At 56.5% G+C, this 26887-nt stretch carries 20 protein-coding genes; 15 read left to right on the top strand and 5 right to left on the bottom strand.

Features of this window, described 5'->3' with window-relative positions; all coding sequences use genetic code 11:
- Window positions 1-49 precede the first annotated feature (49 nt).
- Genes R8377_RS02685 through R8377_RS02675 form a run of 3 tightly spaced genes read left to right on the top strand, consistent with a single transcriptional unit; the run spans window position 50 to window position 3542 of the window.
- The gene (locus R8377_RS02685; RefSeq protein WP_317643429.1) at window positions 50-520 is read left to right on the top strand and encodes a YraN family protein; all 471 of its coding nucleotides are present in this window, start codon (window positions 50-52) and stop codon (window positions 518-520) included.
- A complete protein-coding gene (locus R8377_RS02680) occupies window positions 520-2055 on the top strand; it encodes a YifB family Mg chelatase-like AAA ATPase (protein ID WP_317643428.1) in 1536 nt (511 codons plus the stop codon). The genes R8377_RS02685 and R8377_RS02680 overlap by 1 nt, the downstream gene beginning before the upstream one ends.
- The gene (locus R8377_RS02675; RefSeq protein ID WP_317643426.1) at window positions 2052-3542 is read left to right on the top strand and encodes a DNA-processing protein DprA; all 1491 of its coding nucleotides are present in this window, start codon (window positions 2052-2054) and stop codon (window positions 3540-3542) included. Before R8377_RS02680 ends, R8377_RS02675 begins: the two co-directional genes overlap by 4 nt.
- Before the next feature lie 17 nt (window positions 3543-3559).
- Here the strand turns inward: R8377_RS02675 and R8377_RS02670 are convergent, their stop codons facing one another.
- Window positions 3560-3919 (bottom strand): MGMT family protein, encoded by a 360-nt coding sequence (locus R8377_RS02670; RefSeq protein WP_317643425.1) that lies wholly within the window; start codon window positions 3917-3919, stop codon window positions 3560-3562.
- Window positions 3920-4023: 104 nt separating this feature from the next.
- Here R8377_RS02670 and R8377_RS02665 point away from each other — a divergent pair, with 104 nt between their 5' ends.
- Genes R8377_RS02665 through R8377_RS02655 form a run of 3 tightly spaced genes read left to right on the top strand, consistent with a single transcriptional unit; the run spans window position 4024 to window position 7639 of the window.
- Window positions 4024-5862 carry an FAD-binding protein gene (locus R8377_RS02665; protein WP_317643424.1) on the top strand — a complete coding sequence of 613 codons (1839 nt, stop codon included), beginning with the start codon at window positions 4024-4026 and terminating at the stop codon, window positions 5860-5862.
- 55 nt (window positions 5863-5917) lie between these two features.
- On the top strand, window positions 5918-6934 hold the full coding sequence (locus tag R8377_RS02660; protein ID WP_317643423.1) for a succinate dehydrogenase/fumarate reductase iron-sulfur subunit: 1017 nt from the start codon (window positions 5918-5920) through the stop codon (window positions 6932-6934).
- 33 nt (window positions 6935-6967) lie between these two features.
- Entirely contained in the window at window positions 6968-7639 is a 672-nt protein-coding gene (locus R8377_RS02655; RefSeq protein WP_317643422.1) for an O-methyltransferase, read from the top strand.
- Here R8377_RS02655 and R8377_RS02650 read toward each other — a convergent pair.
- Window positions 7636-7941, bottom strand: a complete 306-nt coding sequence (locus tag R8377_RS02650) for a YhbY family RNA-binding protein (protein ID WP_317643420.1) — start codon at window positions 7939-7941, stop codon at window positions 7636-7638. The two genes, R8377_RS02655 and R8377_RS02650, sit on opposite strands and share 4 nt — an antisense overlap.
- Window positions 7942-8274: 333 nt before the next feature.
- Here R8377_RS02650 and R8377_RS02645 point away from each other — a divergent pair, with 333 nt between their 5' ends.
- The 3 genes from R8377_RS02645 (at window position 8275) to R8377_RS02635 (ending at window position 9989) form a co-directional block, all read left to right on the top strand.
- Entirely contained in the window at window positions 8275-8730 is a 456-nt protein-coding gene (locus R8377_RS02645) for an Ltp family lipoprotein (RefSeq protein WP_317643419.1), read from the top strand.
- A gap of 204 nt (window positions 8731-8934) precedes the next feature.
- Window positions 8935-9513, top strand: a complete 579-nt coding sequence (locus tag R8377_RS02640; RefSeq protein ID WP_317643418.1) for an Ltp family lipoprotein — start codon at window positions 8935-8937, stop codon at window positions 9511-9513.
- A gap of 197 nt (window positions 9514-9710) precedes the next feature.
- Window positions 9711-9989, top strand: coding sequence for a CBU_0592 family membrane protein (locus tag R8377_RS02635; protein ID WP_317643417.1), 279 nt, complete (start codon window positions 9711-9713; stop codon window positions 9987-9989).
- A 222-nt stretch (window positions 9990-10211) separates the two neighbouring features.
- Here R8377_RS02635 and R8377_RS02630 read toward each other — a convergent pair whose 3' ends face one another.
- Window positions 10212-11216, bottom strand: coding sequence for a zinc-binding dehydrogenase (locus R8377_RS02630; protein WP_317643416.1), 1005 nt, complete (start codon window positions 11214-11216; stop codon window positions 10212-10214).
- A 324-nt stretch (window positions 11217-11540) separates the two neighbouring features.
- Here R8377_RS02630 and R8377_RS02625 point away from each other — a divergent pair, with 324 nt between their 5' ends.
- Together R8377_RS02625 and R8377_RS02620 are read left to right on the top strand one after the other, a co-directional pair.
- On the top strand, window positions 11541-12812 hold the full coding sequence (locus tag R8377_RS02625) for an ROK family transcriptional regulator (protein WP_317643415.1): 1272 nt from the start codon (window positions 11541-11543) through the stop codon (window positions 12810-12812).
- 79 nt (window positions 12813-12891) lie between these two features.
- Window positions 12892-13788: a carbohydrate kinase family protein gene (locus R8377_RS02620; RefSeq protein ID WP_317643414.1), complete on the top strand. Its 897-nt coding sequence runs from the start codon at window positions 12892-12894 to the stop codon at window positions 13786-13788.
- 129 nt (window positions 13789-13917) lie between these two features.
- Here R8377_RS02620 and R8377_RS02615 read toward each other — a convergent pair whose 3' ends face one another.
- On the bottom strand, window positions 13918-14709 hold the full coding sequence (locus R8377_RS02615) for a copper homeostasis protein CutC (RefSeq protein ID WP_317643413.1): 792 nt from the start codon (window positions 14707-14709) through the stop codon (window positions 13918-13920).
- A gap of 567 nt (window positions 14710-15276) precedes the next feature.
- Here R8377_RS02615 and R8377_RS02610 point away from each other — a divergent pair.
- The 3 genes from R8377_RS02610 (at window position 15277) to R8377_RS02605 (ending at window position 21990) form a co-directional block, all read left to right on the top strand.
- A complete protein-coding gene (locus tag R8377_RS02610) occupies window positions 15277-18315 on the top strand; it encodes an RCC1 domain-containing protein (protein WP_317643412.1) in 3039 nt (1012 codons plus the stop codon).
- 409 nt (window positions 18316-18724) lie between these two features.
- The gene (locus R8377_RS07815) at window positions 18725-19399 is read left to right on the top strand and encodes an RCC1 domain-containing protein (RefSeq protein WP_425605020.1); all 675 of its coding nucleotides are present in this window, start codon (window positions 18725-18727) and stop codon (window positions 19397-19399) included.
- Complete coding sequence (locus tag R8377_RS02605; protein ID WP_425605035.1) at window positions 19303-21990, top strand: RCC1 domain-containing protein; 2688 nt, start codon at window positions 19303-19305, stop codon at window positions 21988-21990. The genes R8377_RS07815 and R8377_RS02605 overlap by 97 nt, the downstream gene beginning before the upstream one ends.
- A gap of 57 nt (window positions 21991-22047) precedes the next feature.
- Here R8377_RS02605 and R8377_RS02600 read toward each other — a convergent pair whose 3' ends face one another.
- Window positions 22048-23046 (bottom strand): Abi family protein, encoded by a 999-nt coding sequence (locus R8377_RS02600; protein ID WP_317643410.1) that lies wholly within the window; start codon window positions 23044-23046, stop codon window positions 22048-22050.
- 485 nt (window positions 23047-23531) lie between these two features.
- Between R8377_RS02600 and R8377_RS02595 the strand changes: the two genes are divergently transcribed.
- Window positions 23532-26843: an RCC1 domain-containing protein gene (locus R8377_RS02595; RefSeq protein ID WP_317643409.1), complete on the top strand. Its 3312-nt coding sequence runs from the start codon at window positions 23532-23534 to the stop codon at window positions 26841-26843.
- Window positions 26844-26887 lie beyond the last annotated feature (44 nt).

The following is a 26887-nucleotide window of genomic DNA, read 5'->3' as shown; positions in this document are numbered from 1 at the left end:
TTGCCAGCAAAAGTGGTAGTGAGCTTGGCTGGCATGGTGCACTAGATACATGAAGACAAGTCAAAGTCATAGCATTGCAAGTATCCTCGAACCAGATACCGCCAGCCCACTGAGGCAAGCTGAAGCCTCGCTCGTGAGCCCACAACTTTCAGCTAGAAAGCTCGGGCAGTTAGGCGAACAGTATGTAGCTCTGTGGCTGGAAAGCCTTGGCTGGCAGATCTTGGATCGCAATTGGTCCACCCGCTACGGCGAGCTCGACATTGTGGCCCTAGATCGCCGAAGCTGCCTAGCCTTTGTAGAGGTCAAAACTCGGCGCACCCGCACCTTTGGACAACCCGAAGAAGCGGTTACCTACAGCAAGCAAACAAAACTCAAACATGCAGCGGTCCAATGGCTCATCGCCCGCAACCGCACAAACCGCCATTGTGTCACCCGTTTCGACGTTGCTGCCGTCAGTGTTAGCGCCGGTAGCAGCGACAACCCTCGTGTATCAATCAAACTTATACAGGGGGCTTTCTAATGCGCATCGGTTCCGGCATGTCAGTAGGCCTCGTGGGGCTCAAGGCCTTCCTCATTCAAGCTCAGGCTTTCATATCCCCCGGCCTGCCCTATTTTTCTATAATCGGCCTGCCAGACACTTCCTTGACCGAGTCGCGAGAGCGCGTTAAGTCAGCATGCTCAGCCACCGGATTCAAATGGCCAGAAACCCGGGTAACGGTCAATCTTTCGCCCGCTTCCATGCCCAAGCACGGCTCCACTCACGACCTTGCTATAGCGGTAGCGGTCTTGGACGCGGCAGGCGCTATCCCCCAGCAATCTTTCGAGCACACTCTCACCCTGGGAGAACTCAACCTTGATGGCACCGTCTTACCGGTTAACGGCCTCCTGCCAATTTTGCTACATGCCAGAGGTCAAGGTATTCGGCGGGCATACGTGCCTTTTGGCAACTTAGAGGAAGCGCAAATAGTTCCTGGCATCGAAGTGGTGGGTATTCGACATTTGGGCGAACTCGTGGAGCAAGTGGGCGGAAAAGCCCGCTACAAACTGTCCGATTCACAAAGTTTCACTGAGCTCAATCTTGCTCCAGACAGCAGCGAGGCAGCGCATAAGCAGATTGATATGGCGCAAGTGGTGGGCCAAGAGCAAACCAAGTGGGCACTCACCGTTGCTGCTGCTGGTGGCCACCACATGCTGATGACCGGCCCTCCCGGCACTGGCAAAACCATGCTCGCCTCCCGTCTGCCCTCAATCATGCCGCCTTTGATGGAAAAAGAACAACTCGAAGTGGCCTCCATCCGCTCCCTGTGCGGCAACTTGCAACAGCACGGAGTCAGCGACATACCACCCTTTGAATCGCCACACCACACAGCTTCCACTGCTGCTCTGGTGGGCGGTGGCAGTGGCGTGGCCCTGCCCGGAGCCATTACACGGGCCCACTGCGGGGTGCTCTTTATGGATGAGGCTCCCGAGTTCTCTCCCCGAGCCATGCAAACCCTGCGCGAACCGCTAGAGACCGGGCAAGTCCTCCTTTCCCGTTCTAAGGGCACTACCTCCTACCCTGCTCGCTTCCAGCTGGTGATGTCTGCCAATCCCTGCCCCTGCGGCTATGGTTTTGGCACTGGCGAGCGCTGCACCTGCTCACCTCGCGAACGCTCTCGTTATTGGAGTCGACTCTCTGGTCCGATTTTGGACCGCATCGACATTCAGGTGTCCGTACTGCCGGTGTCGAATATCACTTCAAGTCATACGCAGCCTCGGCAGACGAGCGCGCAGATTCGTTCCCAAGTCACTCAGGCGCGGGCTACCGCTCGGGCTCGATTCGCCGACCATGGCTGGGTTTGCAATGCTCAAGCCTCTGGCGAGTGGCTGCGGACCGCCACTTCGGCCAAGGCTATCGAATTGGTCAATCAGGCCTTGGAAAGTAAGCGGTTGAGCCTGCGCGGGGCTGATAGAGCAATGCGCTTGGCTTGGACGCTTGCAGATTTAGATGGGCGCACTGCACCGAGCGCCGAGGATGTCAACACCGGAATCATGATGAGGACCCGACTGCAATGACCCTTTCTTCAACACCTTTCGCACCCTACCCGCAGCCCTCAGCGGAGGCCTTATCCCGCGCTACTCTCACCTACTGCATAGACAGCCCCGATGCCATCCTCTACGCTACGCTTTTGGGCGCTCCTTCTGCTGCGGAACTTGTGTCCAGTATCGAAGCCCTGCCGGCGCAACTGCCTGCTAAGTCTTCGCCTCCTTCCGCCAGCATTGCCCGGAACTTGAATCGCTTAGACGGCATGTTTATTACCGGTTCGGCCCGCTGGGGTCGCCGGGCCAGCGAGCGCGACCTGACTAAGTTTCGTCAAAGTCTGGGTAAATGGCGCGCTCGTCTCGCTACCTTGCCCACCCATGAGCGCTCGGAGCTGGCCCGCTGGCTCACGCAAGATGGCTGCTATTGGATAATCGCACCTGGCGAAGGCAGTTGGCCGCGGCAGTTGGGAGACTTGGCTCTCCGCTCCGACTGGGCACCGCCACTGTGCTTGTGGGGGCGGGGCTCGGCTCAGGCTCTCGTCTCTTGCGAGGAGCCGGTAGCAGTGGTTGGCTCCCGTTATTGCAATGATTACGGGCGTTTTGTGGCACATCAGGTTGGCTTGCAAGCTGCGGCGAGCGGTCATCTTGTTGTCTCTGGCGGTGCTCTGGGGGCCGATGCTAGCGCCCATTGGGGTGCTTTGGCTGCCAAGCGCGAGGGCGCTCCCCCACCTGGCCGCACGGTTGCCGTGTTTGCGGGAGGGCTTAACCATCGGGGCCCACGCAGTAATCTCAAACTTTTTGAAGCTATTGAGCGGCAGGAGGGGGCGCTGATTAGCGAGCTCTGCCCCGACACCATCCCCGAGGCCCGAAGGTTTTTACTCCGAAACCGCATTATTGCAGGGCTGGCGCAGGTAGTAGTGGTCGCTCAAGCCCGACACCGCTCAGGTGCGCTCAACACTGCTACTTGGGCGGCGGAGCTGGGTCGAGAGGTCTATGCAGCTCCCGGATCCATTGACAATCCTGAGAATACGGGCTGCAACCATCTTATCCACGATGGTAAGGCCATGATTCTCATCTCCGCCACTGATGTGAGTGAAATCTGCCATCAGTCGCACGAGCCATCTGTTGAGAATCATTCTCAACGACAGCCTTCGTACCATAATGACTCCGCAGTTAGCCAGCCTCCACAAGCACCACTCAGCTCAGCAACAAGAAGCACAACCAAACGGCAAGCACCGAGCAAAGTGTCAACTACTCACAAGCCGAGCAGCAATACACCCCCTCTAAGCGACCAGCAGCAAAGCGTTTTGACAGCAGTCGAAGCCTGTAAGAAACAGGGGGTTGAACCCACCAGTGAGCATATTAACGCCTTGTTGAACTCAAGCGGCGAGCAAGCATGCAGCATGCAAGAAGTGATGCAAACCTTAGGAGGTATGGAATTGCAAGGATTACTTGAAATAGTCAACGGCGTGGTGCAGCTACCCAAGTCGGCGAGCACCAGAGCACAGCACAGACGGTAATGTTATGAATCTCAGATTTAAGCCTGCCAAGCGGACTTGTCGAAGTCCACCACCCATCCCGGGGCACCGGCATTCTCTTGAGTCCGCGGCATCTTGAAACACACACCTTCATCTTCCAAAAGCTCGCGTTGACGCTCTGGGCCGCCAAAAGCGTAGCCCGGAGACAGGGATCCATCTCGAAACACGACCCGATGGCAGGGCGTGAGCGAAGGGTCGGGATTGGAATGAAGAGCGAAACCTACATAGCGGGCAGCGCGAGGACTACCAGCTAAGGCCGCAACTTGGCCATAAGTTGCCACGTAACCCCGCGGAATGTTTTGCACTACGCGATAAACCTCGTCGAAAAAAGGAGAAGTAGTAGATGATGAATCGGCCATACCCACATGCTCCCAGCATCTTCCGACAGCGAACTGTGCTCATAGCAATAGGCAGCTGCTGCATTCACTTATACATGGTTAAGCCATGTGAGAGAATCACAAGCATGAGTCCAGCACAGATTGAGCAGGAATACGATGCCGTTATCGTAGGCGCCGGAGCGGCAGGATTAAGCGCCGTACTTGGGCTACTTGAACGCTCTGGGCCCAATCATAAGCCAAAACTGCTGGTCATCTCCAAGCTCCAAGCCCTGCGCTCACACACGGGCTCAGCCGAGGGCGGTATTGCAGCCAGCTTAGGCAATGAGGAGCACGACGACTGGCACTGGCATTACTTCGATACCGTCAAGGGCGGCGACTGGCTGGTCGACCAAGATGCTGCCAAGATTTTAGCCCAAGAAGCCCGGCAGACCGTTATAGGCCTCGAACACAGCGGCGTCGCCTTCTCTCGCCGAGACAATGGGCACATAAGCCAGCGCAAGTTTGGCGGTCATACCAGCGAATACGGTGCTCAGCCCGTCAAGCGAGCAGCCTACGCCGCTGACCGCATTGGCCATCAGATTCTCACCAGCCTCTGGCAGCAATGCTTAGCGCAGGGAGTGAGTTTTGCTGAAGAATGGTATGTCAGCGACTTGGTGCTCTCCCCTGCTCGAGACAGGGTTGAGGGCTTAGTTGCTATCGACATGCATAGCGGAAACGTGCATGCAGTGCGCAGCAAGCAAATCATCTTATGCACCGGCGGCGCAGGCCGACTCTTCCACACCACTTCTAATTCATGGGATCTCACCGGCGACGGCATGTCTGCGGCTCTGTGCACAGGCTTGGAACTGAAAGACCTTGAGTTTATCCAATTCCACCCTACCGGACTGGGGCACACGGGCTTCCTACTCTCTGAGGCCGCTCGTGGCGAGGGCGGTATCTTGCGCAATAGCAAAGGCCACGCTTTTATGGCCGACTATGCGCCCGAGCATCGGGACTTAGCGGCCCGAGATGTGGTCAGCCGGGCCATTATGTCGCAGGTAGATCAGGGGCTTGGAATTGTAGATCCTGCAGAGCCTGAGGGCAGAGCTGACTGCGTCTGGCTTGACCTGACCAGCATTAGCCCCAAAACGATGGCAGCCAAGCTCCCCCAGGTTGACGAAACGATTCGGATGTATGCCGGTCTCGACCCAGCTGTTGATTTAATTCCGGTCAAGCCTACTGCCCACTACATGATGGGCGGCATTCCAACGACCACCGACGGCCAAGTCTACCGCCTGAATGATGGCGAACGCCAGGTTGTTGAGGGCCTGTATGCGGCTGGCGAGTGTGCCTGTGTGGGCGTTCATGGGGCCAACCGTTTAGGAGGCAACTCCCTACTCGATGCCTGCCTTTTTGGGCGCAGGGCCGGTCAGAGTGCCGCTGAATACTTGCACAACTACACCGAGAGCAAGTCTGAACTGCAGGAGCTCGAACTTGCCCAAGCCTGCTCCAATCGCCGCGAATACATACAAGAGCTTCTCTCGTCTGCAAGCAAGCCCCCCACAGCCAGCGAAAGCCCAGCATCGAGAGCTCTCAACGCTTACCAACTCTTAGAACGCCTAGGGCAGTTGATGGACGAAACTCTGTCCGTGCGATGCAATGCCGAGGGCATGGAGAGCGCATTGAGCGAGTTAGAGCATGAGATTATTCCAACCGCGCAGGCCTTGCAGGTCAGCGATCCTTCGCCGCGACTCAACCAAGAGTTGAGTGCCCTACTCGAAGTGCAAGGGCTTGTACAAGTGGCTCAAGCAGTGTTGAAAGCGAGCTTGGCCCGCCAGGAATCTCGCGGCTCCTTGTATCGCAGCGACTACCCCAAGCGCGATGACGAGCACTTTTTGCAACATTCGCTCACCAATCGCAACGGGCAGGTAGACTGGCAACCGGTTCATATTGTTGATTTCCCGCCAAAGACTCGTGGGTATTAAGGTCAAGCAATAAGGCCCGGCAGATACAGTCGCACCGGTAAGCAGAAGGAGGAGGATGAACAGCAAGCAGCAGCAAGCAGCGAACAGCGGCAGGCTCACCATTCGCATTCATCGAGCCAAGCCTCTGCCAGCAAGCCAGCAAACTCAGCCTGAGCGCCGCAGCAATCCCTTTGCTGAAGCTGCAAGCTCAAACAATACCGCCCTGCAAGCCTCGAAACTCAAGCGTTGGGTGCAAGAGTACACCATCGACGCCAACGAACACGATAGCCTCTTAGACGCACTGCTTACTATCAAGCGCAGCCAGGATCCGAGCCTAACCTTCCGCTATGCATGTGCCCACGGCATGTGTGGCTCAGATGGAGTACTGATTAACGGCCAGCCCGCGCTCTTATGCAAGAGCAAAATTGGTTCGTACGCCAAGCCAGCGCTGCCCCATGCTCGAAGCGCTGGAGAGGGCAGCTTTCGGCGTACTGTGCAAGCGACCCTCATCAGTCAGTCGCAACCCACAGAAGCTACCGGCAGCATGCCAGCGCCTTATAGGCCCGCGCCCGCTCCAACCGAAGCCAGTCAAAGCCCGCAGCCTGAGGGCAATTGGCTCGGAGTCATCGAAGTGGCTCCCATACCCGGCTTTCCTATCTTGCGCGACTTAATCGTCGACACTGATACTATGTTCCGCCAAATCAAACAGGTTGAGCCATACTTACAGCCCTCACAGTCCGCGCAGCCGGCGCAATCCTCAGACCCCGCAGACCTATCAGGCGAATACTTGCAAACTCCTGCCCAGCTCCAAGCCTATGAGGCTCTAAGTAATTGCATAGCCTGCGGTGTGTGCGAGGGAGCTTGCCCCATTTACGCGGGCGGCGAAGCCTTTATAGGTCCGGCAGCCTTGGTTGCGGCCTCTCGTTTTGTCCACGATTCGCGAGACGCCCACACCCTCAATCGTTTAGACGCAATCGATAGCGCAGAAGGCATCCGCGCCTGCCAAGCAGTGCGAGCCTGCACCCGCTATTGCCCCCGCGGTATCGACATAGCCGACACGATTTGGAGCCTGGTTCAAGCCGCCCGGCGCTAACATTTGTGAGGGCCAGTCGTTAGAGTAAGAACTATGAATAAGACTTCGTACGCGAACCATGCCCAGGCTTGGGAATACGCCGAGGAAAGCGCGCTCAACGCTGAATCGGATTTTTTGCGTGCCCAGCGCCTTCGAACGCAGGCAGCAGGTTTCAAGCCGGGCAGCGTTACTCAAGGGGCCTTCCTCAAGCAGGTGGCTCGGGCCAGTCAGGCGCATTCCATCATTGTGTTGGGTACCGGTTCGGTTGTAGAAACAGTTCGTCTTATTGAAGGTCTCGATCCCGGAAGCCAATTTACAGCAGTAGATTCCTCCGCCAAAGGTGCCGATCTTATCCGCCAAACTTTCCGCGAACTTAACCCGCAAAATGGCTTGCGCTTACGGGCAGTCAATGCCCGAGCCAAGGCCTACTTCCCCCGTCTGAACCCGCAAGACTACGATTTGATTGTGGTTGCTGGCGAAGACGTAAACTATCGAGACGCCATTGAAGAAGCGCCCCGCTTGCTTAAGCCGCGCGGGCAAATGATTCTCACAGATGCCCTGTGCTCCAGCGAAGATGAAGAGGCCGGCGGCGTGATGAATCCCGCCAACCGCTCCGATCGTGCCCTACTCTTGCGCCAGCTTGCGCAAGACTGCGAACAAAACGAAGACTTCGACAGCTGCCTACTGCCAGTAGGCACCGGCCTCCTGCTTATGGCAAAACGCTAGGCGCGCACCAACTGAATGGGCTTGATGCCCTCTTTGCTGCTGGCCCGGAAGAGAACAAATCGACGGCCGATAACTTGCACAAGTTCGGCGTTGAGCTGGGCCGCCAGAGCCTCTCCAGCCTCGCGAGCATCTACCGGACTGCCGTCTTGCACCACACACTTGATAAGCTCATGGGCATCCAAAGTCTGGCTCGCCTGCTTAGCCGCAGCCTCGCTCACGCCCTCCTTACCAATCCACAAGGACGGGCTAATGCCGTTCGCTAGGCCGCGCAACTGCTTCACTTGCTTCTTAGCCAATACCATAATTCTCGCCTTCCAGCTCTCCTGCCAGAGCCTCGCCCGGCCACTGCCACGGGCAAGCTTGCTCACTAGCACTCATACATCTCATTACCCCTATTCTTACCGCATTGCCCCTACCAACTGCCCAGCACAGCCCCGCCAGTGCGCTACCAACGAACAGGCTCGAATAATTGCTCCCGACCTCCAAGCGATAGCTATGGTTACTGGTAGAATATGACGTAATCGCGTTTTACCCGCGAAGACAGAAAGATTCAGATAGTAATGCCCATAAGTCCTCAGCAGTCCGAAGACCTTCCCAAGCGGAAGAAGCTCTTCGTAAGGTTACTGCGGTGGACTATGACTATTATTGTCCTCATCATCGTGGCGCTTACAACCTATTATCTGGTAACGCGTGGCGACCAGCTTAACTCTGACTTAAACGAGATTGTCAACACGTTTTCCCACAAAGAGGCTGCCACTGCCAAGCCCATGGAAGTCTCAAACGATTACAAACAGGCCCTAGTAAAAGCCCAAGAGTATGTTGATACCCTCCACCTTTCCGAAGAGGGTTTGCGAGACAAACTGCGAGGCAAACCAGACTACTTCTCAGCTAATGCCGCCCAGTATGCCATTGAACACGTCAAGGCGGATTACCGAGCCAACGCAGTGATTCGTGCCCGCGAATATGCTTGGAACCAACATATGGACGCAGAGTCGATTGACGCCAAACTTACCGGCATCGTTGACAAGTTCACTCCCGCGGATGCAGATTACGCCATCCAGCACGTCAACGACAAGCCCTTGGGTGAATAAGCGCGGCAGCTTAACCGAACGCCACTCTCTACCCAGCTCCGCCTCTTCCACCGGTCTTTTCTTGGGTTTCCTTGCCTTGCTCAGCTTTACGTGAGCACAGTGCAGCACTGCATTAGCCAATCAGGCATTATCTGCGGTAGTATAAAGCTCTAATGGGAATGTGTTTGCTGCGTATGCAATGACAAAGAGAGGGGCAGTACGCTTATGCCTATTCCTCTTTCTCAACATGCACATTTTACGCAGGCGCTCAAGCCTTGGTATACGCGGGTGCGGCCGTGGAAGTTCTTCCTCATTGTTGTGGCGCTCATCTGGTTTATGGTGGCTCAAAGTGAGGTCATCAATATGCCGGAGTTCACCCACAATGCGGCCCAAATCTGGCAGGAGCAGGTGCGCCCCCAGAAAAAGAAAACCGAAAAGCCCAAGCCGAAGCCTAAAAAAACGGTTATTACCCCTCAATATGCCGAGGCAGTAGACAAGGCCCAGAATTACGCAGACAGCATGCACCTTTCCGAAGAGGCCCTGCGAGACGAGCTAACCGTCAAAGACAGCCATTACAGCCAAGACATCGCCCAATACGCCATTGAACGTATCCATGCCGACTATCCTGAAAACGCTCTCTTCCAAGCGCGAGGCCTTGAAGACCAGGGAGTCAAGGATCCGGCCATGCTCATGAAGCGCTTGACCAGCGCCGAGTTTAAGTTCACCCCTGCCGACTGCGAATACGCCCTCCGCAATCTCTTCCCCGACGACATCGTCAACTCGGTACTCAGCCGCGAGCACTAACCCGCCCGGCTCCGCCACTCAAGCAACCAAGTCCGGCACGCCTATCGACACTCCTCCTCCGACTTTCAGACCATCTGGGAGTAGGATAAAACGTTGAAGCAGCATGCGGTATGTGCCAAGCTTGCTTTCCGGGCGAGATGCGCCGCAGCCGGTTCAACTGTCGGCGCGCAAAGGTACTCGTCGAAAGGAAAACTCGCATGCCGATGTCGGTCCAAATCGTTGGCTCTGCTGCCATCCTCGTAGCTTTCGTTCTCTCACAAATGGGCAAAGTCAGCAACAACAACCCTTGGTATCTCCTCCTCAACGCCTTCGGATCAGCCATCCTCGCCGTCGATGCCCTACTCAAGCAACAGTGGGGCTTCCTCCTGCTCGAGGGAACCTGGGCCATCGTAGCCATCGCCGGTCTCATAACCCTCCTGGTCCGCAAACTCCGCACCACCCCCAACTCCCCCACGCCCCCACAAGCCGCCAACTAACCAGGCCCAGCCCGCCCCAGCTAAGCTCCTCATGGTTAGCCTAAGGCAGAGCAACTAGTTAAGGAAATACTGGACCTCCGAAAATGCCGGCCCGGCCATACAGGCCCTAAAGATTTTGTTACGTCACTTTCCTAGGGATGTCACGAGTGAATCCTGGCTTTGAACTGGCTTGGGCTGGCCGTCGGCTTGGATTGTTCGGTTGTGCCGGCGGCTGGCTTGGGGTCAGTTGGATTCGAAGGTGAGGACTAGTTTGCCGAAGGTTTGTCCTTGGCTGAGCTTGGTGAAGGCTTGGGCGGCTTGGGCGTAGGGGTATACGGAATCTATGGCGGGATGCAGGTCGGCGATTTCAACGAAGCGCAGCATGCGACCGAAGTCTTCCAACGAGCCCATAGTGTTGCCAATTACGCGAATATCTTGGAAGAAGATACGCGTTAACTCAGCTCCCGGCTGGTCTCCGGAGGTGGCGCCGCAGATAGTGATAGTGCCTCCGGGGCGCACTGATTTTACCGAATGAGACCAAGTGGCAGCTCCCACCGATTCAATCACCGCATCGACTTTGTGGGGCAGTCTTGCGCCGCTTTCGACTGCCAGGTTTGCGCCTAATTGGCTGGCCTTTTCGCGCTTTTCGGGCGAGCGCGAGCTCACGAACACTTCTATGCCAGCGGCCCGCGCCATTTGCAGGGCCGCAGTAGCAACGCCGCCGCCAGCGCCTTGAATGAGCATACTGTCGCCAGGCTTAAGCCCAGCCGCGGTGAATATCATAGAATAAGCCGTGAGCCAGCTCGTACCTAGGGCTGAGGCCTGCGCAAAGTCAAGATTGGCGGGCATAGGGAATATATGCGCTGCGGGCAGAGAGAACTGTTCTGCCATGGTTCCCGGGTACCGCTCGGAAGCAATGCTGCGCCGCTCCCCCGGCCCGACGCCGGCCTGGTCAGCGCCGACTACCGTATATGGCACCACCGGGCTGCCGGCCTTGAGCACGCGCCCGCCAGCCGCAAGCGTGTCTTCCTCCACAACGCCGGCCGCATCAGTGCCCAAAATCATCGGCGTGGCCTTTTGAGACAAGCCCACGCCAGCCAAGCTCCACAAATCGTGATGATTCAAGCTAGCAGCCTTGACCTGTATTATCGACCAATACTCGCGCGCCTGAGGCTCGGGCATGGTGCCCACATCTAACATCGACAGCGGCTTGTCAGCATCCACTCCGCGAGCAAACACAGCCTGCATCACTGCGCTCCTTTACTTGTTTATTTGCATCCCTTATATTCTTCGATATTACGTATTCTCTGCCACTAACATCGTTGCGTCTTTGAACCAGGCAAAGCTTCACTGCCCACCCTGACAAGCAAGTCTTGCCTCCCCAATCTAGCCCACAGACCCGACGCGCAAGCCGCCGCCCGCAGCCCACTCAACGGTGCTCACACCAACGGCTCACCCCCCCCTAAAAACCGCTCTACCAAGCCGAGTTGAAGGAATAAGGTAACGCTGTTACTATATGAACAGCGTTACTTTTGGAATTATTCTTTTGTTCGCGTCTTCAAGGAGGCAGACATGGCTGATGCAGTGGTTTCAGGCTCATCCCCCAGCGCTATCTCCGAGATGAATCAGGCGCGCATTGCCCAAGAGTTATACAAACGCGGCACCCTTTCTCGGGCCCAGATTGCCAAAGCGCTCGGGCTGACCGCTCCCGCTATTTCCAAGCTTGCCGGGCGCATGATTGAAGACGGGCTAGTCCGCGAAACTGGCGACATGCCGGGCCTGGGCCACCGCCGCTCGATTGGCATGCAGCTGGAGAGCAGCCGCTACCGGGTTATCGGCGTCAAATTCGCCCGCAGCCGGGTCCAGTTCGGCATCTTCGACCTAGCCGGAAACCCCTTGCAGCAGAGCGAATTGCCGCCCGTAAGCGAGCAATCGATACCCCAAACCGTGCAGGCCGTCAAAGACCACATTCAGCAGGCCCTAGACCACGACCGCTCCATCGTGGCCGTCGGCATCGCCGTTCCCGGCCCCTACCTGCGCCACGAGGGCCAAATCGCGCTGGTAACTTCCATGCAAGGCTGGCGGGGAGTCAACTTCATACAATCCTTCGGCCAAGCCTTTAGCGTGCCCACTTTCATCGAGCAAGATGCCCGCGCCGGAGCCTTGGCCCAAAGCCTCTTTGCCCCCCAAAACTCCTCCCCCAACTTGGCCTATTACTTAGTGGGAGAAGGCGTGGGCCTAGGCGTAATCGAGCAGGGCAGACTCATTAACGGCGAACGCGGCGGAGCTACCGAGCTGGGCCATATCTCCGTCGACGTAAACGGCCGGGCTTGCGAATGCGGCAACCGCGGCTGCTTGGAGCGCTACTGCTCAGCCGTGGCCATCCACAAGGCTATGTGCCAGCCGCCTTACGAGGGACTCTTCCCCGAGGCCGAACACTTAAGCCACGCTGCGGCCTGCCAAATGCTCTTCTACCGCGCTGCCCAAGGCGACGAAGCGGCGAGCCGGCTGGTAGCGCAAACCGCGGCCTGTGTGGGCTACGGCTGCGTCACCATTATCAACGCTTTCAATCCCAGCCATATCATCATCGGCGACATCGTGGCGGGAGCTGGGCAAACCTTGCTCGAAACCGTACAGCGCATTGTGGCCGAGCGGGCCCTGCCTGAGCTGAAAGCGCAGACGGAAATTAGCTTGTCTGCACTGCCCGCGGATGCTACGCTGATGGGAGCAGCAGCTGTGGCTGTCAGTCATTTTTTGCAAGACCCCACTCACTTCGCCAGCATCTTACGCCAGCGTCAAGTGGCTAAAAACAAACCTCCGACCACTCCTCCTAAAAATGGATAAAGTCAAGTAATTTTGCAACAAACCAGCAAGTATATTTGCTCAGCCATTCGGGTGAGCTAAGCAGTGAAAGGAAATCCACATGAGCAAGCCAATCGTACTGAGTCTGGGAGAGATTCTGTGGGACGTGCTCCCCTCTGGCAAGCGCGCTGGCGGCGCACCCGTCAACTTTAGCTACCACGCTTCCAAGAACGGGGCCGACGGGCATGCCATCAGCGCTGTGGGCAACGACGAGCTCGGCGCAGAGCTGGAAGCTGCGGTAGCCAAGGCCGGTGTGAGTGCTAACTTGCAGCACAACCAGTGGCCCACTTCGACCGTAGAAGTAGAGCTGACTGAGGGCATTCCCGAATACATTTTTAAGGCAGACGTGGCCTGGGATCACATGGAGCTAACCGACGACCTCAAAGACATGGCCGCCAAGGCCGACGCGGTCTGCTTCGGCACCTTGGGCATGCGTAGCCAGCAGTCGCGCAAAACCTTCTGCGAGCTGCTCAAGGCCACCCGCCCCGAAGCCATCCGCTTCTTCGACATCAACCTGCGCGGCAACTTCTACTCCAAGGAACTCATCGAAGAGCTGCTGGGTATGGCCAACATGTTCAAGCTCAACGACGAAGAGCTGGTTGAGCTGCGCGACATGTTCAACATCCCCGGCGAGACCGACGACGAGCTGTGCAGTTGGTTCTTCAAGCACTACGATCTGAACACTATCGTGCTCACCGCAGGCAGCTCCTACTCCACGATTTACCTAGCAGACGGCACTTCCTCCAAGCTGAGCACCCCACGCGTGACGGTAGCCGACACCGTGGGCGCAGGCGATGCCTTCTCCGGCACCTTCGCTATCAACCGTTTGGAAGGCAAGTCGCTGGCCCAGGCCCACCGCGCAGCAGTCAACACCGCCGCCTACGTGTGCACCCAGTCCGGCGCTTGGCCCGACTACCCCGAGCAGATGCCCGACTACTTGGCCGAGCAGGGCGAGTAAAACACCCCGCTAGTACCACCAACCTCTGGCCTATTCCGAGCGCAGTAAACTTTACACTTGCCCCTCAGGATAGGCCAGAGGCATATCTAACATGTGACCTCTCGCCATTTCTGGAACTCTTGCTGTGCCTTATGCGAGCGCCGATTGCAGAGCCGCGGCCGCAGCAGCCACTACGGCTTGGTCGGTGCTCTCGATTTGTGAGGCCTCTCCCCCACCTCCGGGGCCGCCAGAAGAGGTAAGTACCTTGCGGGCTGAGAGGTGGACGGCGTTTACGCCAGCAGCCACCGCATGCCCAATACCCTCGGGCTTAAGACCGCCTCCAGCCATAATCTGAATCCGACCCTGCGCCTGCCCAGCCAACTGCTGCAAGGATTCCAAGCCTTCCCCAACAGTGGGTGCGCCGCCCGAGGTAAGCACCCGGTCGTAGCCCAGAGCAATCAGCGTCTCCAGAGCCGCTTCCCGGTCACGGGCCGCGTCGAAAGCCCGGTGGAAGGTCAGGTCGATATGCCGCCCCTGCCGTTCGCTCTCCTGCTGGGCCACCTCGGCCATGCGCTGCGCAAAATCCCGGTCAATCTGCCCGCCGCGCTCCAAAGCGCCGACGACGATGCCGCTGGCCCCTGCCCGAATGGCCAGCCGAGCGTCGAGCACCTGCACCTCCTGCTCGTCTGCCGTATACACAAAATCGCCGCCACGTGGCCGAATCAAGACCTGCACCCCCAGCGGTAATTCCACCTGACTCGTCAACCGAATCAGCGCTTGGCTGGGCGTAAGCCCGCCGGTAGCCCCCAGCGCCATGCACAATTCGATGCGATCCGCCCCAGCTTCGCGCGCCAAGCGAGCCCCGGCCCAGTCCTGCACCGCAACTTCCAGCCGCACCCTAGCATCTTGAGTATTCTGAATATTCTGAGTATCCTGCTCCATGCGATCTCCTTCGACCCGACTCTTATCCTATTGCCAATACCCAAACTCTACCGTGAAAGCACCCCCTCTTCCAAGCCGAGCCATACGCTTCGATTTTCCCACTAAGTAAAAGGTTCCATATCTCGATAAAACGCTTGTATACTGCCGCTTTTACCCCTTCAAATACCGCAGATGCAGTTCACTCAATAGCCGGACTCAGCGACCAAAAATAACCAAACGTCCACTCAACTGATAGACTAGGCAGCAGATTCGTTGGAATACGGGTCTCGCGCGCTCGCAGTTGGGGAACGCTGGGCGCAGTTTGAGTGAGATCACTATGAGTAGCATCCACAGAAATACAATTCGCTGTGCAAAAGGGGTAATTGGTTATGCGTAGGCTTCGTACGATGAGCGCACTAGTCGCGCTTGTCTCCATAACTGTCCTGGGGGGGGGGGTCCGCCAATTCGCTGACTCGACCCGCTCCAGCACACGCTGACGAAACCTCCGCCCACCTCCGCATCTCCCCCAATGCCGGCCCCGCCGCCGGTGGCACAAACGTTAAGATTACGCCCTACACCGTAGCGGGCGTGAACTTTACGAAGGTTAGTTCATTTATCTCGCATGCTGTCGCTATCGGTGATGACGGTAATGCTTACTCATGGGGAACAAACGCCCGAGGACAACTCGGTGACGGCACCACCGTAACCCGTCTCACGCCAGTACGAGTACAAATGCCTCCCAATGTCCGTTTCACCCAAATTTGGGCAAGCAATACCGCCTTTCGAGGCGCGTTTTCCGTTGCTTTAGGCACAGACGGCAATGTCTACTCTTGGGGGCAAAACGATTTAGGACAGCTCGGATTAGGAGACACGAACGACCGTCTAACTCCTACCAAAGTAACACTGCCGGCAGGCGTTACCCGTTTTACGCAAATCGCCTCTGGATCCTGCTACGCTCTCGCGATAGCAGACAACGGCAAAGTCTACAGCTGGGGAGTCGGGGCTTTTCTTGGAGTAGGTGGTACCGTTAACAGAACTAGTCCAACAGCAGTAGTTGGCATACCCAACGACGTACGTATTGTCAGCATCAGTGCAAGCAACTATCACAGTATGGCGCTTGGCGATAATGGTGTCATCTACTCCTGGGGCTCTAATAGCAGTGCTCAGCTCGGTATTGGTGACCTCACCGACCGCACTTCTGCCGTTGCTATTACCCCTCCTGCTGGTTTGCGCTGGACCAGCGCAACAGCCGGTGGTTATACATCCTTTGCTACTGCCAGTGATGGCAACGACTACGCGTGGGGCTCCAACCAAGGAGTTTTTCAATACGGCAACGGGATGTCGGTCGATACAGACGGGCCCACTGCCGAATATCGCGTTCCCACACGCATTCATATTCTCTTGCCAGCTGGAGTGCATATCGTCCAACGCAGCACCAACGGACACCACACCCTCGCTATCGGTAGCGACCACAAAACATACGCATGGGGAAGCAACAATTACGGTGAGCTCGGAGACGGCAGTGGCGTACTAACTCCTCCAACTCCTGTGGAAGTTTCCACGCCAGCTGGAGTGACCTTCATCAGCGTCATAGCCGGCTACTGGAGCTCTTACGCTGTAGGTAGTGACGGCAACTCCTACGCATGGGGGAAAAATCAAGGCTCACTCGGTGATGGTAGTACTGTTGACCGCACTACTCCGGTGCGCATCGGTGGGGTTACTCGGATTACGAGGGTTACTATTGGCGGGCAGGTGACTGCTGGCACTATTAATCCGGTTTCTGGTGTTTGGACTGGCGCTACCCTGCCTCACGCGCCCGGAGATGTGGACGTAGTAGTAGAACTCACCCTGAACACGGTGCCCCAGCCCAGTGAAACACTCAGCTTCCGCTATCTCGACACCTTCACCGTCAGCTTCGACTTGGGAGGAGCGCCGGGCAGTCCACCCGGCTCGCAAAACGTGTTAGAAAGATCCAAAGCCGCCTGGCCAGTCACCCCCGCTTGGAGTGACAAAACCTTTACTGGCTGGTATATAGACGGCAAACCATACACTTTTAACGAACCAGTCACCCAGTCGATTACCTTAACCGCGAAATGGGAACAATACGGCATATCGCTGAGCCCCAGCTCAGGAACCACTATGGGCAACACGCAAGTGAGCTTAAACCCCTTACCTAAAGAGTCCACCATCAAGTTCAGCCAAGTGTCTGTGGGCTGGTATCACTCGCTCGGCCTAGGTTCAAACGGCCTCATCTACGCGTGGGGCAAAAACAATGCTGGCCAGCTCGGCGACGGCACCACCGATAACCACGTCGTACCCATGGCCGTAAACACGCCAGCCGGCATCAAGTTCAGCCAAATCGCAGCAGGGCCCAACACGTCGTTCGCCCTTGGTAGCGATAACCGCTGGTACGCCTGGGGAGCCAACGGTAGCGGCCAACTCGGCAACGGCAACACCACTAACCAGCTCACTCCCGTAGCTATCAGCATGCCCGCCGGAGTTGGCGCATACACTCAGGTCAGTCCTGGAGACACCCACACCCTCGCTTTGGGTGATAATGGTATCGCCTACGCTTGGGGAGCCAACAGCAGCGGCCAGCTGGGCAACAACAGCACCGCTAGTAGCCTCAGCCCAGTAACCGTGCAAACCCCACCCGGCGTATTCCACTTCACGAGCCTGTCTGCCGGATCTGTCCACTCGCTCGCGATTGGAGATAACGGCCTGCCGTACGCTTGGGGCTCCAACCAGTACGGGCAAGTCGGCAGCGTACTCGTCAACGTAGGCGACACAAGCCCCGCGCCGGTAGAAGTGCAACTGCCCGTCGGTATAAACAAGTTCAAGCAAGCCACCGCCACAGCTGACTGGTCACTCGGCATCGCAAGCAACGGGCGCATCCTCACCTGGGGCTACAACGGCGACTACGAACTCGGCAACGGCACCACCGTCAACCAAGCCATACCCGGCGAACCCAACCTGCCCGCAGGCGTGACCTTCAACCAAGTCATCACCAACTCAGACAGCGCCATGGCCATCGGCTCCAACCACCAAATCTACGCCTGGGGATACAACGGCGCCGGCCAGCTCGGCAACGGCAACCAAACCAGCCCAGCCAGCCCAATCACCGTAAACCCCAAACCCGGCATCACCTTCACCCAACTCCACACCGGCTGGAAACACACCATCGGCGTAGACACGTCCGGCAACATCTGGACCTGGGGCAGCAACGCATTCGGCCAACTCGGCGACGGCTCCGGCGGCACACCCGGCAGCTTGAGCCTAACCCCCGTGAGCCTAACCCCAGTCAAACTCACCATCACCGGCGTCACGATGGACGGCCAAGCCCCACAAACCGGCCCCACCTACGACCCAGCAACCGGCACCTGGAAACTCACCACCCACCCCCACGCCGAAGGAACCGTCCCCGTATCCGTAGCCTGGAGCCTGTCCGGAGTCCCCCAACCCAACTACCCCCTCACCTACACCTACACAGACCCCCTCACCCTCCCCACCGCCGGCAGCATCCCCCTCCAACGCCTAACCGGCGCCCTCCTCCTAACCCTCAGCCTCGCAGCAGCAGTAACATACGCCACCCGCCAAAAATCCCGCACCCGCAAACAACCCCACTAACTGCACCCAAACAATCACCCAACCACCCAAGCCAAGTAGCGCGGAGCAACAAAGTCCCCCTCCGCGCTACTCCGCACTACTGCGAACTACTTGAAAGTACTTTCAAGCTGCTTTGCCGGGTTGGGTGAGTGGCGAGGGAGTTGGGGTTTGCACTTAGGGTCGGACGCGGGGTGGAGGGCTAAAATACGAGAGAGTACACGGGGTTGAGCAGTCTTTCTGCCAATAATGGTAGAGTAGGCTTAGAAAATTGGAATCTGCGTAACGCGCGCCTGCGGTTGGGGAACAGCAAGGCCACGGTTAGACGCACAAACACTTTTACAGGCGCTTGAGAGCGCCATATACGACTTGAGGAGTGCAATTATGCGACGGTTTCGCACAGTAAGCGCCACACTGGCGATTATCTCCATGAGTGTCCTGGGGGGGGGGGTCAGCCAACTCGCTGACACAACCCACTCCAGCACACGCTGACGAAACCTCCGCCAACTTCCGCCTCAACCCCAGCTCCGGTCCCGCCGCCGGTGGCACCAACGTTACTATTACACCTTCTTCAATAAGCGGCATAAAGTTTACGACTATAAGTTCTGGTTACTCTCACACGCTGGCTCTCGGTGATGATGGTAATGCTTACGCATGGGGTCAAAATGTGCACGGGCAAATTGGTGACAACACCGTCACTACCCGCTTGACACCAACCAGAGTAATCACTCCAGCAAACATCAAGTTCACTCAAATCAGCGCAGGCTCAGTGGATCATTCGACGGCATTAGGAACCGATGGTTATATCTACACTTGGGGTTGGAACGATAGAGGCCGATTAGGTTTAGGAGATACCACCGACCGCATTGTCCCCACCAAAATACCACTACCAGCAGGTGTAAACCGATTCCTACAAATCAAAGCCTCAAACAGGTTCGTCATAGCCCTCGGCGACAACGGTAAAGTCTACGCATGGGGCATGAACAGGAGTGGGCAGCTTGGGGTCGGTACATCTACGACCGCACAACACCAACACTGGTTGTTGGCATTCCCAATACGGTTAATATCATCAGCATCAGCACAGGAGCACAATTCAGCATATCATTAGGCGATAATGGTGTCATTTACACGTGGGGAAACAACACGCATGGTGCTCTAGGCAACGGAACCACAACTGGCCCGCTTTCAGCAATATCAGTGAACCCACCAGCCGGATTACGCTGGACTAGCATCACCGCAGGCGGATTCACCTCCTTTGCTACCGCTAGCGACGGGCAACGCTACGTTTGGGGAGCCAACAATAACAACAATAAAAACGGCACCGATGCCACAGGTGCTGATGCCAGCATTAAAGGCGTATATGGCGACGGGACCACGACCAGTATTTACACGCCGATAGTTAACAATATTCAAATGCCAGCAGGTGTGAGCATTATACAACTCAGCAGCAACGGCTGGCACACCCTCGCCATAGGCAGCGACCACAAAACATACGCATGGGGATCCGACACTTACGGCGAAAACGGAGATGGCGGCACAATCGATCCCAGTCAACCCATCTACAGTTACGTTACAACCCCCGTAGAAGTACTAGTACCAGCAGGAGTAACCTTTATCAGCGTCACAGCCAGCTACTATAACTCCTTCGCCATCGGCAGCGATGGCAACACCTACAGCTGGGGACGAGGCAATAACGGACAACTCGGTGATGGCGCATCTGTTAACCGCAATACTCCGGTACGCGTGGGTGGTGTCATTGAAATTACGAAGGTCACCATAGGCGGGCAGGTAACTTCTGGTAGCATAAACGCGGTTTCTGGTATTTGGTCAGGTATTACATTGCCTCATGCTCCTGGGGACGTGGACGTGGTGGTGGAATGGACTTTGACCGGGATTCCTCAGCCTAGCGAAACACTGAAATACCGGTATTTAGACACTTTTACTGTCAGTTTCAACCTTGGTGAAGCTCCCGGTAGTCCGCCCGTCACGCAAAGCGTATTAGAAGGTTCGAAAGCAGCATGGCCCACCACACCCGTGTGGAATGACAAGTTGTTTACTGGCTGGTATGCGGACGGCAAACCATACACCTTTAACGAACCAGTCACTCAATCCATTACCCTGACTGCTCGCTGGGAAGAAATCAAGTTCACCTTAGACCCGCCATCAGGGACATACGCGGGCGGCACGACAGTCGCAATCACTCCTGACCCGAAGCAGTCAAGCATTCAGTTCAGTCAAATCAGTACGGGCTGGAACCACACACTCGGCTTAGGCTCAAACGGACGCATTTACGCTTGGGGTAAGAACGATAGCGGACAACTGGGCGACGGCAGCACCAACAACCACGTCGTGCCAATGGTCGTGAATACGCCAGCAGGGGTGAAATACCGGCAAGTCGTAGCAGGCCCCAACACGTCGTTTGCCTTGGGTAGCGATAACCATTGGTACGCTTGGGGAGCCAACACTAGTGGTCAACTCGGCAACGGCACCACCACCAACCAGCTCACGCCCGTTGCCATCAGCATGCCCACCGGAGTAGGCGCATACACGCAGATAAGCCCTGGCGAAAACCACACCCTCGCTTTAGGCGATGACGGCACTGCCTACGCCTGGGGAGCCAACACCAATGGCCAGCTCGGCAATAACACGACCATTAGTAGTCTCAGCCCGGTGAAAGTGCAGATTCCTGCTGGTGCCTTCCAATTCACCAGTGTTTCAGCCGGATCGAGCCACTCAATCGCTACTGGTGATAATGGTTTAGCTTACGCTTGGGGTTCCAACCAATACGGGCAAATCGGCAGTGTATTCATCACTGTTGGAGATAGAAGCCAAGTGCCAGTAGAAGTGCAACTTCCTGTTGGCTTAAGCAAGTCCAAACAAGCTACTGCTAGCGCTAACTGGTCTATCGGCATTGGAGACAACGGTCGTATCATCACCTGGGGTTACAACGGGCAAAACCAGCTCGGCAACGGCAACACCGTTAACCAGTCGTTACCTGCCGAAGCTCAACTACCCGCAAGCCTTACGTTCACATCGGTCAAGCCCAAAGCCAACAGCACAATCGCCATCGCCAATACCGGCCAAATCTACGCCTGGGGTGCCAACACCGCCGGACAGCTCGGCAACGGTAACCAGAATAACCAGCCAAGCCCGGTAGCTGTAAACCCCAAGCCCGGCACCACGTTCGCCCAGCTTCACACCGGTTACAACCACACCATCGGCGTAGACACCTCCGGCAACATTTGGGCATGGGGAGACAATGCTTCCGGCCAGCTCGGAGATAATCAAGGCGGATCCCCCGGCAACCTCAGTCTCACACCAGTCAGTTTGATACCAGTGCGCTTAAACATCACCGGCATCACGATTGACGGACTGGCTCCTCAAACCAGTCCCACCTACGATGCTGCTAACGGAGTATGGAAGATTACCACCCGCCCCCACTCGGCAGGAACCGTACCAGTTTCCATCGCCTGGAGCCTAGCCGGAGTCACCCAACCCAACTACCCCCTCATCTACACCTACGAACCCCCCAGAACCCTCCCCAAAGCCGGCAGCATTCCCCTCCACCGCCTAACCGGAATCACCCTCCTACTGGCATCCGTTCTCGCGTCCGGCCTTTACTCCCACCAAACTCGTCTCACCAAACGCCGCAGCACAAGAAATAAGAGCCAAAGCAACCCTGTTCGAGCACAGCAATAACAACCCCACCAACCAAACCAACAACTCCTGGCTGAACGCACACCCAAAACCCCGCGCTCAGCCAGCCACTCCCCTATTCGAGCTCGTCACTTCGTCATTCGTTTCAGCGCTCGCAGCGCCGCTGTCCTCTTTCCCAGCATTTTTGGCCTTAGGCCTCTGGTAAGGACTCTTGATTCCTTGCAGATACAGAGCACTTTGAGTCAGTAGCCGCGCAACGGCATCAGAATACTCTGTATTATTTTTTAATGAGTCAACATAAAATTGAATCATAATTACATCAGCCCAAACGGTGTTGTTGTAAATGCTCCGTTTTTCGTGCTTATCGATAACTTGTTTGAGCATAACCGGCGTCACCGGAACCCTACGATTCCACAGACGACCATGATGGGCACAAATATTACGCAGCACAGAAAATGCGTGGAGAACGGATTGGAATTTATCCCAACTCGTGAACCCCTTGAAGGACCGCGCAACTGCCGCTTTACAATCTGAATCAGACCACAGCTCAAACATTTGAGAAAGTGTGCCAAAGCACAAAACTTCTACCGCTGCCCACATAGGTATCGGCTCTTGCTTCACGCTGAAATGCTTGATGCAATCATCTTTGGACCTCTTCAGCTCCTCTTCGATTTTACGCAAAGTCCGTTCTCGTCTACTCTCACTTTGAACAGATTTCGAGCGAAGGGAATCACCAACCGCCGAACGCTCATTTTCTGATTGCGAGTATGCAGATAACTGCAAGTAAACGTATGGGTCCCCCGTCATTGTTGTTGCATAATATGCAAATGCGGACCGGAATGCGATTTCAAAACTGGACAATCCCTCTAGCAGCAAAGATCGCATACGTGCGTCCATCTCAACCAATTCGAGAATAGTAGACAAGTCAGCATCGCATTTGAAATGGTCATTGTGGAAGTCTGGATTTTCCTGAAAATAACGCCAGTACCCGGAAAGTCTATAGTAATTGGTTGTAAAAAGTATGCGTTCAGCCTCTTCATCGCTGATATTGCCTAGACTCAGGCCTCGCCCAATCAGTAAGTCGACTTGTTGGTTCAACAGGAGGGGCCGCTTTGCCATGCTGATTCCCACTTTCGCAATGGTACAAGTTAGCCTCCCGGTATACGCTTCTTCGAGAGGCTGGGAGGCTTTATTAACTTTTAGTCTAGCGCATGGGGCGCCCCGGCGTGTCTGCGCTTGATACAAGGGATTCCTGTAAATGTTACAACCGAACACCGCACATCGTCCAATAACCAACAGCAACACATTCATTCCAAGATAGACGCGGGCCTCTTCGCCCAGCCAACTGCCGACTCTCAACAATAGAACAAATCAAGCTGCTATACCCCTTTCGACTACAAAAACGTAAGTTGTGGATGCGGGTGGGTTGGGCGTTGGGCCCTGTGCGGTGGTAGACTGGGAACAGATTTGTTGGAATTTGCGTTACGCGCGCCTGCGGTTGGGGAACGGCTGGGCTGCGGTTAGACGCACAAACACTTTTACCGGCGCCTGAGGGTGCCGCATATGGCTTAAGGGGCATAGATATGCGACGGTTTCGCACAGTAAGCGCTATTGTGGCGCTTATCTCCATGAGTGTCCTGGGGGGGGGGTCAGCCAATCTGATAGCCCCACCCCAAGCGCACGCTAGCGAATCCACGCAATTCCGCCTCACGCCAAAGTCCGGCCCCGCCGCCGGTGGCACCGCCGCCACCATCACGCCATACACTGTAGCTGGCGTGAAGTTCAGACTAATTAGTTCAAATCTTTCTCACACCCTTGCTATCGGTGATGATAATAATCTCTATGCGTGGGGTAACAACGATTACGGCGAGATAGGAGACGGCACCACCCAAACACGGTTAACCCCAATCCGTATCACCACTCCAAACGGTGTCAAGTTCACTCAAATCGCCACAGGCGGTTACGGCTACCACTCACTCGCTTTAGGCACTGACGGCTACGCCTACAGTTGGGGATACAACAAATCAGGGCAACTCGGACTAGGAGACACCACCAACCGATATACCCCTACCAAAATCCCCTTGCCCGCTGGCGTCAGCCGCTTCACTAGCGTTCAAGCAGGCTTCGCTCATAGCATGGCTCTGGGAGACAACGGCAAAGTCTACACATGGGGCAGCAACTTTGACTTTTATGTAGGCATGCTAGGCGTAGGCGACACTAATAATCGCTTAGCACCAACTCCTGTTGTCGGCATCCCTCTAGGTGTGAGAATCATCAGCATCAGCACGCAGTACTATCACACTCTCGCGCTAGGAGACAACGGTGTCATCTACGGTTGGGGATGGAACGAACACGGTGAGTTAGCTACTGGCGACACAACTACTCAGCTTTCTGCGGTTGCAGTTGCTTCTCCCACCGGATATAAGTGGACCAGTGTTCACGCAGGCGGCTGGAGTTCGAGCGCTACAGCCAGTGATGGCAACACCTATAAATGGGGATTCCAAGGCTGGGGACAATTCGGCGACGGCACAGGCAATACCGGTAAAGAAACTAGCACCATAGTCACTAGGCCAACCCGTGTGACCGTAAACTTGCCTGGTGGCATTAAAATACGCAGCATGGCTTTAGGCGGCTTGCATACACTCGTTTTAGGAGATGACAATAAAACCTACGTATGGGGATGGAACGGCTACGGACAACTCGGGAACAGCACCAAACCCGTCAACAATGGAAGCGGACAAACCGGAGCGTGGAGCACTACACCAATTCTAGTAAGCGTGCCTGTTGGCGTCCAATTCGTCTCTATCTTCGCCACAGAATACAACTCCTTCGCCATTGACAACAACGGAAACGCCTACGCGTGGGGTATGAACACCTGGCTAGGTAAAGGTGGAGCCGTCGGCGACGGAACCACCACTGATCGTAATACTCCGGTGCGCGTGGGTGGGCCAATTATGATTACTCGGGTTACGTTTGGCGGTATTGTCACATCTGGTACGGTGACACCGGTTTCGAGTATTTGGACGGGGAATACTCCAGCTCACGCTCCTGGGGATGTGGATGTGATTGTCAGCTGGACTTTGAACGGGGTTACACAGCCGAACGCGACGCTCAGGTTCCGGTATTTGGATACGTTTACCGTCACATTCAATCTCGGTACAGCTCCGGGCAGTCCGCCTGGTTCGCAACGAGTGTTAGAAGGGTCGAAAGCGAAGTGGCCTATGCAGCCCTCGTGGGCGGGTCATGGGTTTGTGGGCTGGTTCCTCAACGGTAAGCCCTACACCTTCAACGAGCCCGTCACCAGCAACATCACACTGACAGCTCAATGGGAAAACAGTATAACTTTCACCATGAGCCCGAACCGGGGACCAAACAGTGGCGGCACCAGCGTTACCATCACCCCGCACCCTAAAGAATCAAACGTGCAACTCACCCAAGTGTCAGCCGGCTGGTATCACACGCTCGCAGTCGGCTCAGACGGTGACCTGTACGCGTGGGGCAGGAACGATGCTGGACAGCTCGGCGATAGCAGCACTACTAACCGTATGCAGCCCACTAAAGTGCGCACACCAAACGGGGTGAAGTTCCTGAAAGTCAGCGCAGGCCCCAACAACTCCTTCGCTTTAGGCAGTGATAATCGCTGGTACGCTTGGGGAGCCAACACCAGCGGACAGCTCGGCACCGGCAATACTAGTAACCAGCTCACTCCCCTAGCCATCAGCATGCCAAGCGGTGTAGGCGCTTACACGCAGGTCAGTACAGGCAGCGACCATACGCTCGCTATCGGCGACAACGGTACTACCTATGCCTGGGGAGCCAACACCAGCGGCCAACTCGGCGACAACACGACGAGCAATAGGCTCAGCCCGGTCCAGGTGCAAACGCCGGCTGGCATCTACCACTTCACCCATATCAGCGCCGCTTCAGGCCATTCCATCGGTTTGGGCGATAACGGCCAGGCTTACAGCTGGGGTTCCAACCAATACGGCCAACTCGGCACCACCACCATCAACGTGGGCAATACCAGCAGCGTGCCCGTGCAAGTCCAGCTCCCCGTGGGAGTCACCACCTTCAAACAGGCCACCGCTACCGCCGACTGGTCACTCGCCATCAGCGACACTGGCCGCATTTACACCTGGGGCTACAACGGTGACTACGAGCTAGGCAACGGCAGTACCCTCAACCAGCCGCTACCAGCCGAGCCGACCCTGCCTGCCGGTATCACCTTCACCAGCGTCACCACCAACAGCAACAGCGCGTTAAGCATCGCCAGCAACGGCAGCATCTACGCCTGGGGCAACAACGCCTCCGGCCAACTCGGCAACGGCAACCAAACCAGCCCAACCCGACCCATCGTCGTCAACACCAAACCCGGCACCACGTTCACTAAACTCATATCCGGCTGGAAACATGCTATCGGCATCGACACCACCGGCGCCCTCTGGACCTGGGGCGACAACGCGTTCGGCCAATTGGGCGATAAACAAGGTGGCCCAGGCAAACTCAGCCTCACCCCCGTCAGCGCAGGCATGCTCTACGACATCAACGTCACCGCCGTCAAATTCGGCCCAACCCCAGCCCAAACCGGCCCCACCCCAAACGGTAGTGCAGGCACCTGGACCGTCACCTCACCCCAAAACGACGCAGGCGGCCCAGTACCCGTAATAGTCACCTGGACGTTGAACGGAACAGCCCAACCCGACTACCCCATCCACGACTTCACCTACCCCTACACCCCCCTAACCCTCCCCAAAGCCGGCAGCATCCCCCTCCAGCGCCTAGGCGGAGGCAGCCTGCTGGCCCTCAGCCTTATTGCGGCAGTAACCTACGCAGCCCTGCAAACCAATAATCACCGCAAGCGCAGCAAGGGGCACCACCTGCCGGCGGCCCAGTAAAGTAACTCAAGCGGAGGAACCACCCCGCTACAGACACGAAGCCT

This window comes from Bombiscardovia apis (assembly GCF_033095945.1).
Classification (GTDB): domain Bacteria; phylum Actinomycetota; class Actinomycetes; order Actinomycetales; family Bifidobacteriaceae; genus Bombiscardovia; species Bombiscardovia apis.
The sequence above is the reverse complement of the archived record's forward strand: the minus strand, read 5'-3'. Positions and strand labels throughout refer to the sequence as shown.

Bases quoted from the DNA above. Each gene is read 5' to 3' on its own strand.
- R8377_RS02685 (WP_317643429.1), top strand. From the start codon at position 50: ATGAAGACAAGTCAAAGTCATAGCATTGCAAGTATCCTCGAACCAGAT.
- R8377_RS02680 (WP_317643428.1), top strand. From the start codon at position 520: ATGCGCATCGGTTCCGGCATGTCAGTAGGCCTCGTGGGGCTCAAGGCC.
- R8377_RS02675 (WP_317643426.1), top strand. From the start codon at position 2,052: ATGACCCTTTCTTCAACACCTTTCGCACCCTACCCGCAGCCCTCAGCG.
- R8377_RS02670 (WP_317643425.1), bottom strand. From the start codon at position 3,919: ATGGCCGATTCATCATCTACTACTTCTCCTTTTTTCGACGAGGTTTAT.
- R8377_RS02665 (WP_317643424.1), top strand. From the start codon at position 4,024: ATGAGTCCAGCACAGATTGAGCAGGAATACGATGCCGTTATCGTAGGC.
- R8377_RS02660 (WP_317643423.1), top strand. From the start codon at position 5,918: ATGAACAGCAAGCAGCAGCAAGCAGCGAACAGCGGCAGGCTCACCATT.
- R8377_RS02655 (WP_317643422.1), top strand. From the start codon at position 6,968: ATGAATAAGACTTCGTACGCGAACCATGCCCAGGCTTGGGAATACGCC.
- R8377_RS02650 (WP_317643420.1), bottom strand. From the start codon at position 7,941: ATGGTATTGGCTAAGAAGCAAGTGAAGCAGTTGCGCGGCCTAGCGAAC.
- R8377_RS02645 (WP_317643419.1), top strand. From the start codon at position 8,275: ATGACTATTATTGTCCTCATCATCGTGGCGCTTACAACCTATTATCTG.
- R8377_RS02640 (WP_317643418.1), top strand. From the start codon at position 8,935: ATGCCTATTCCTCTTTCTCAACATGCACATTTTACGCAGGCGCTCAAG.
- R8377_RS02635 (WP_317643417.1), top strand. From the start codon at position 9,711: ATGCCGATGTCGGTCCAAATCGTTGGCTCTGCTGCCATCCTCGTAGCT.
- R8377_RS02630 (WP_317643416.1), bottom strand. From the start codon at position 11,216: ATGCAGGCTGTGTTTGCTCGCGGAGTGGATGCTGACAAGCCGCTGTCG.
- R8377_RS02625 (WP_317643415.1), top strand. From the start codon at position 11,541: ATGGCTGATGCAGTGGTTTCAGGCTCATCCCCCAGCGCTATCTCCGAG.
- R8377_RS02620 (WP_317643414.1), top strand. From the start codon at position 12,892: ATGAGCAAGCCAATCGTACTGAGTCTGGGAGAGATTCTGTGGGACGTG.
- R8377_RS02615 (WP_317643413.1), bottom strand. From the start codon at position 14,709: ATGGAGCAGGATACTCAGAATATTCAGAATACTCAAGATGCTAGGGTG.
- R8377_RS02595 (WP_317643409.1), top strand. From the start codon at position 23,532: ATGCGACGGTTTCGCACAGTAAGCGCTATTGTGGCGCTTATCTCCATG.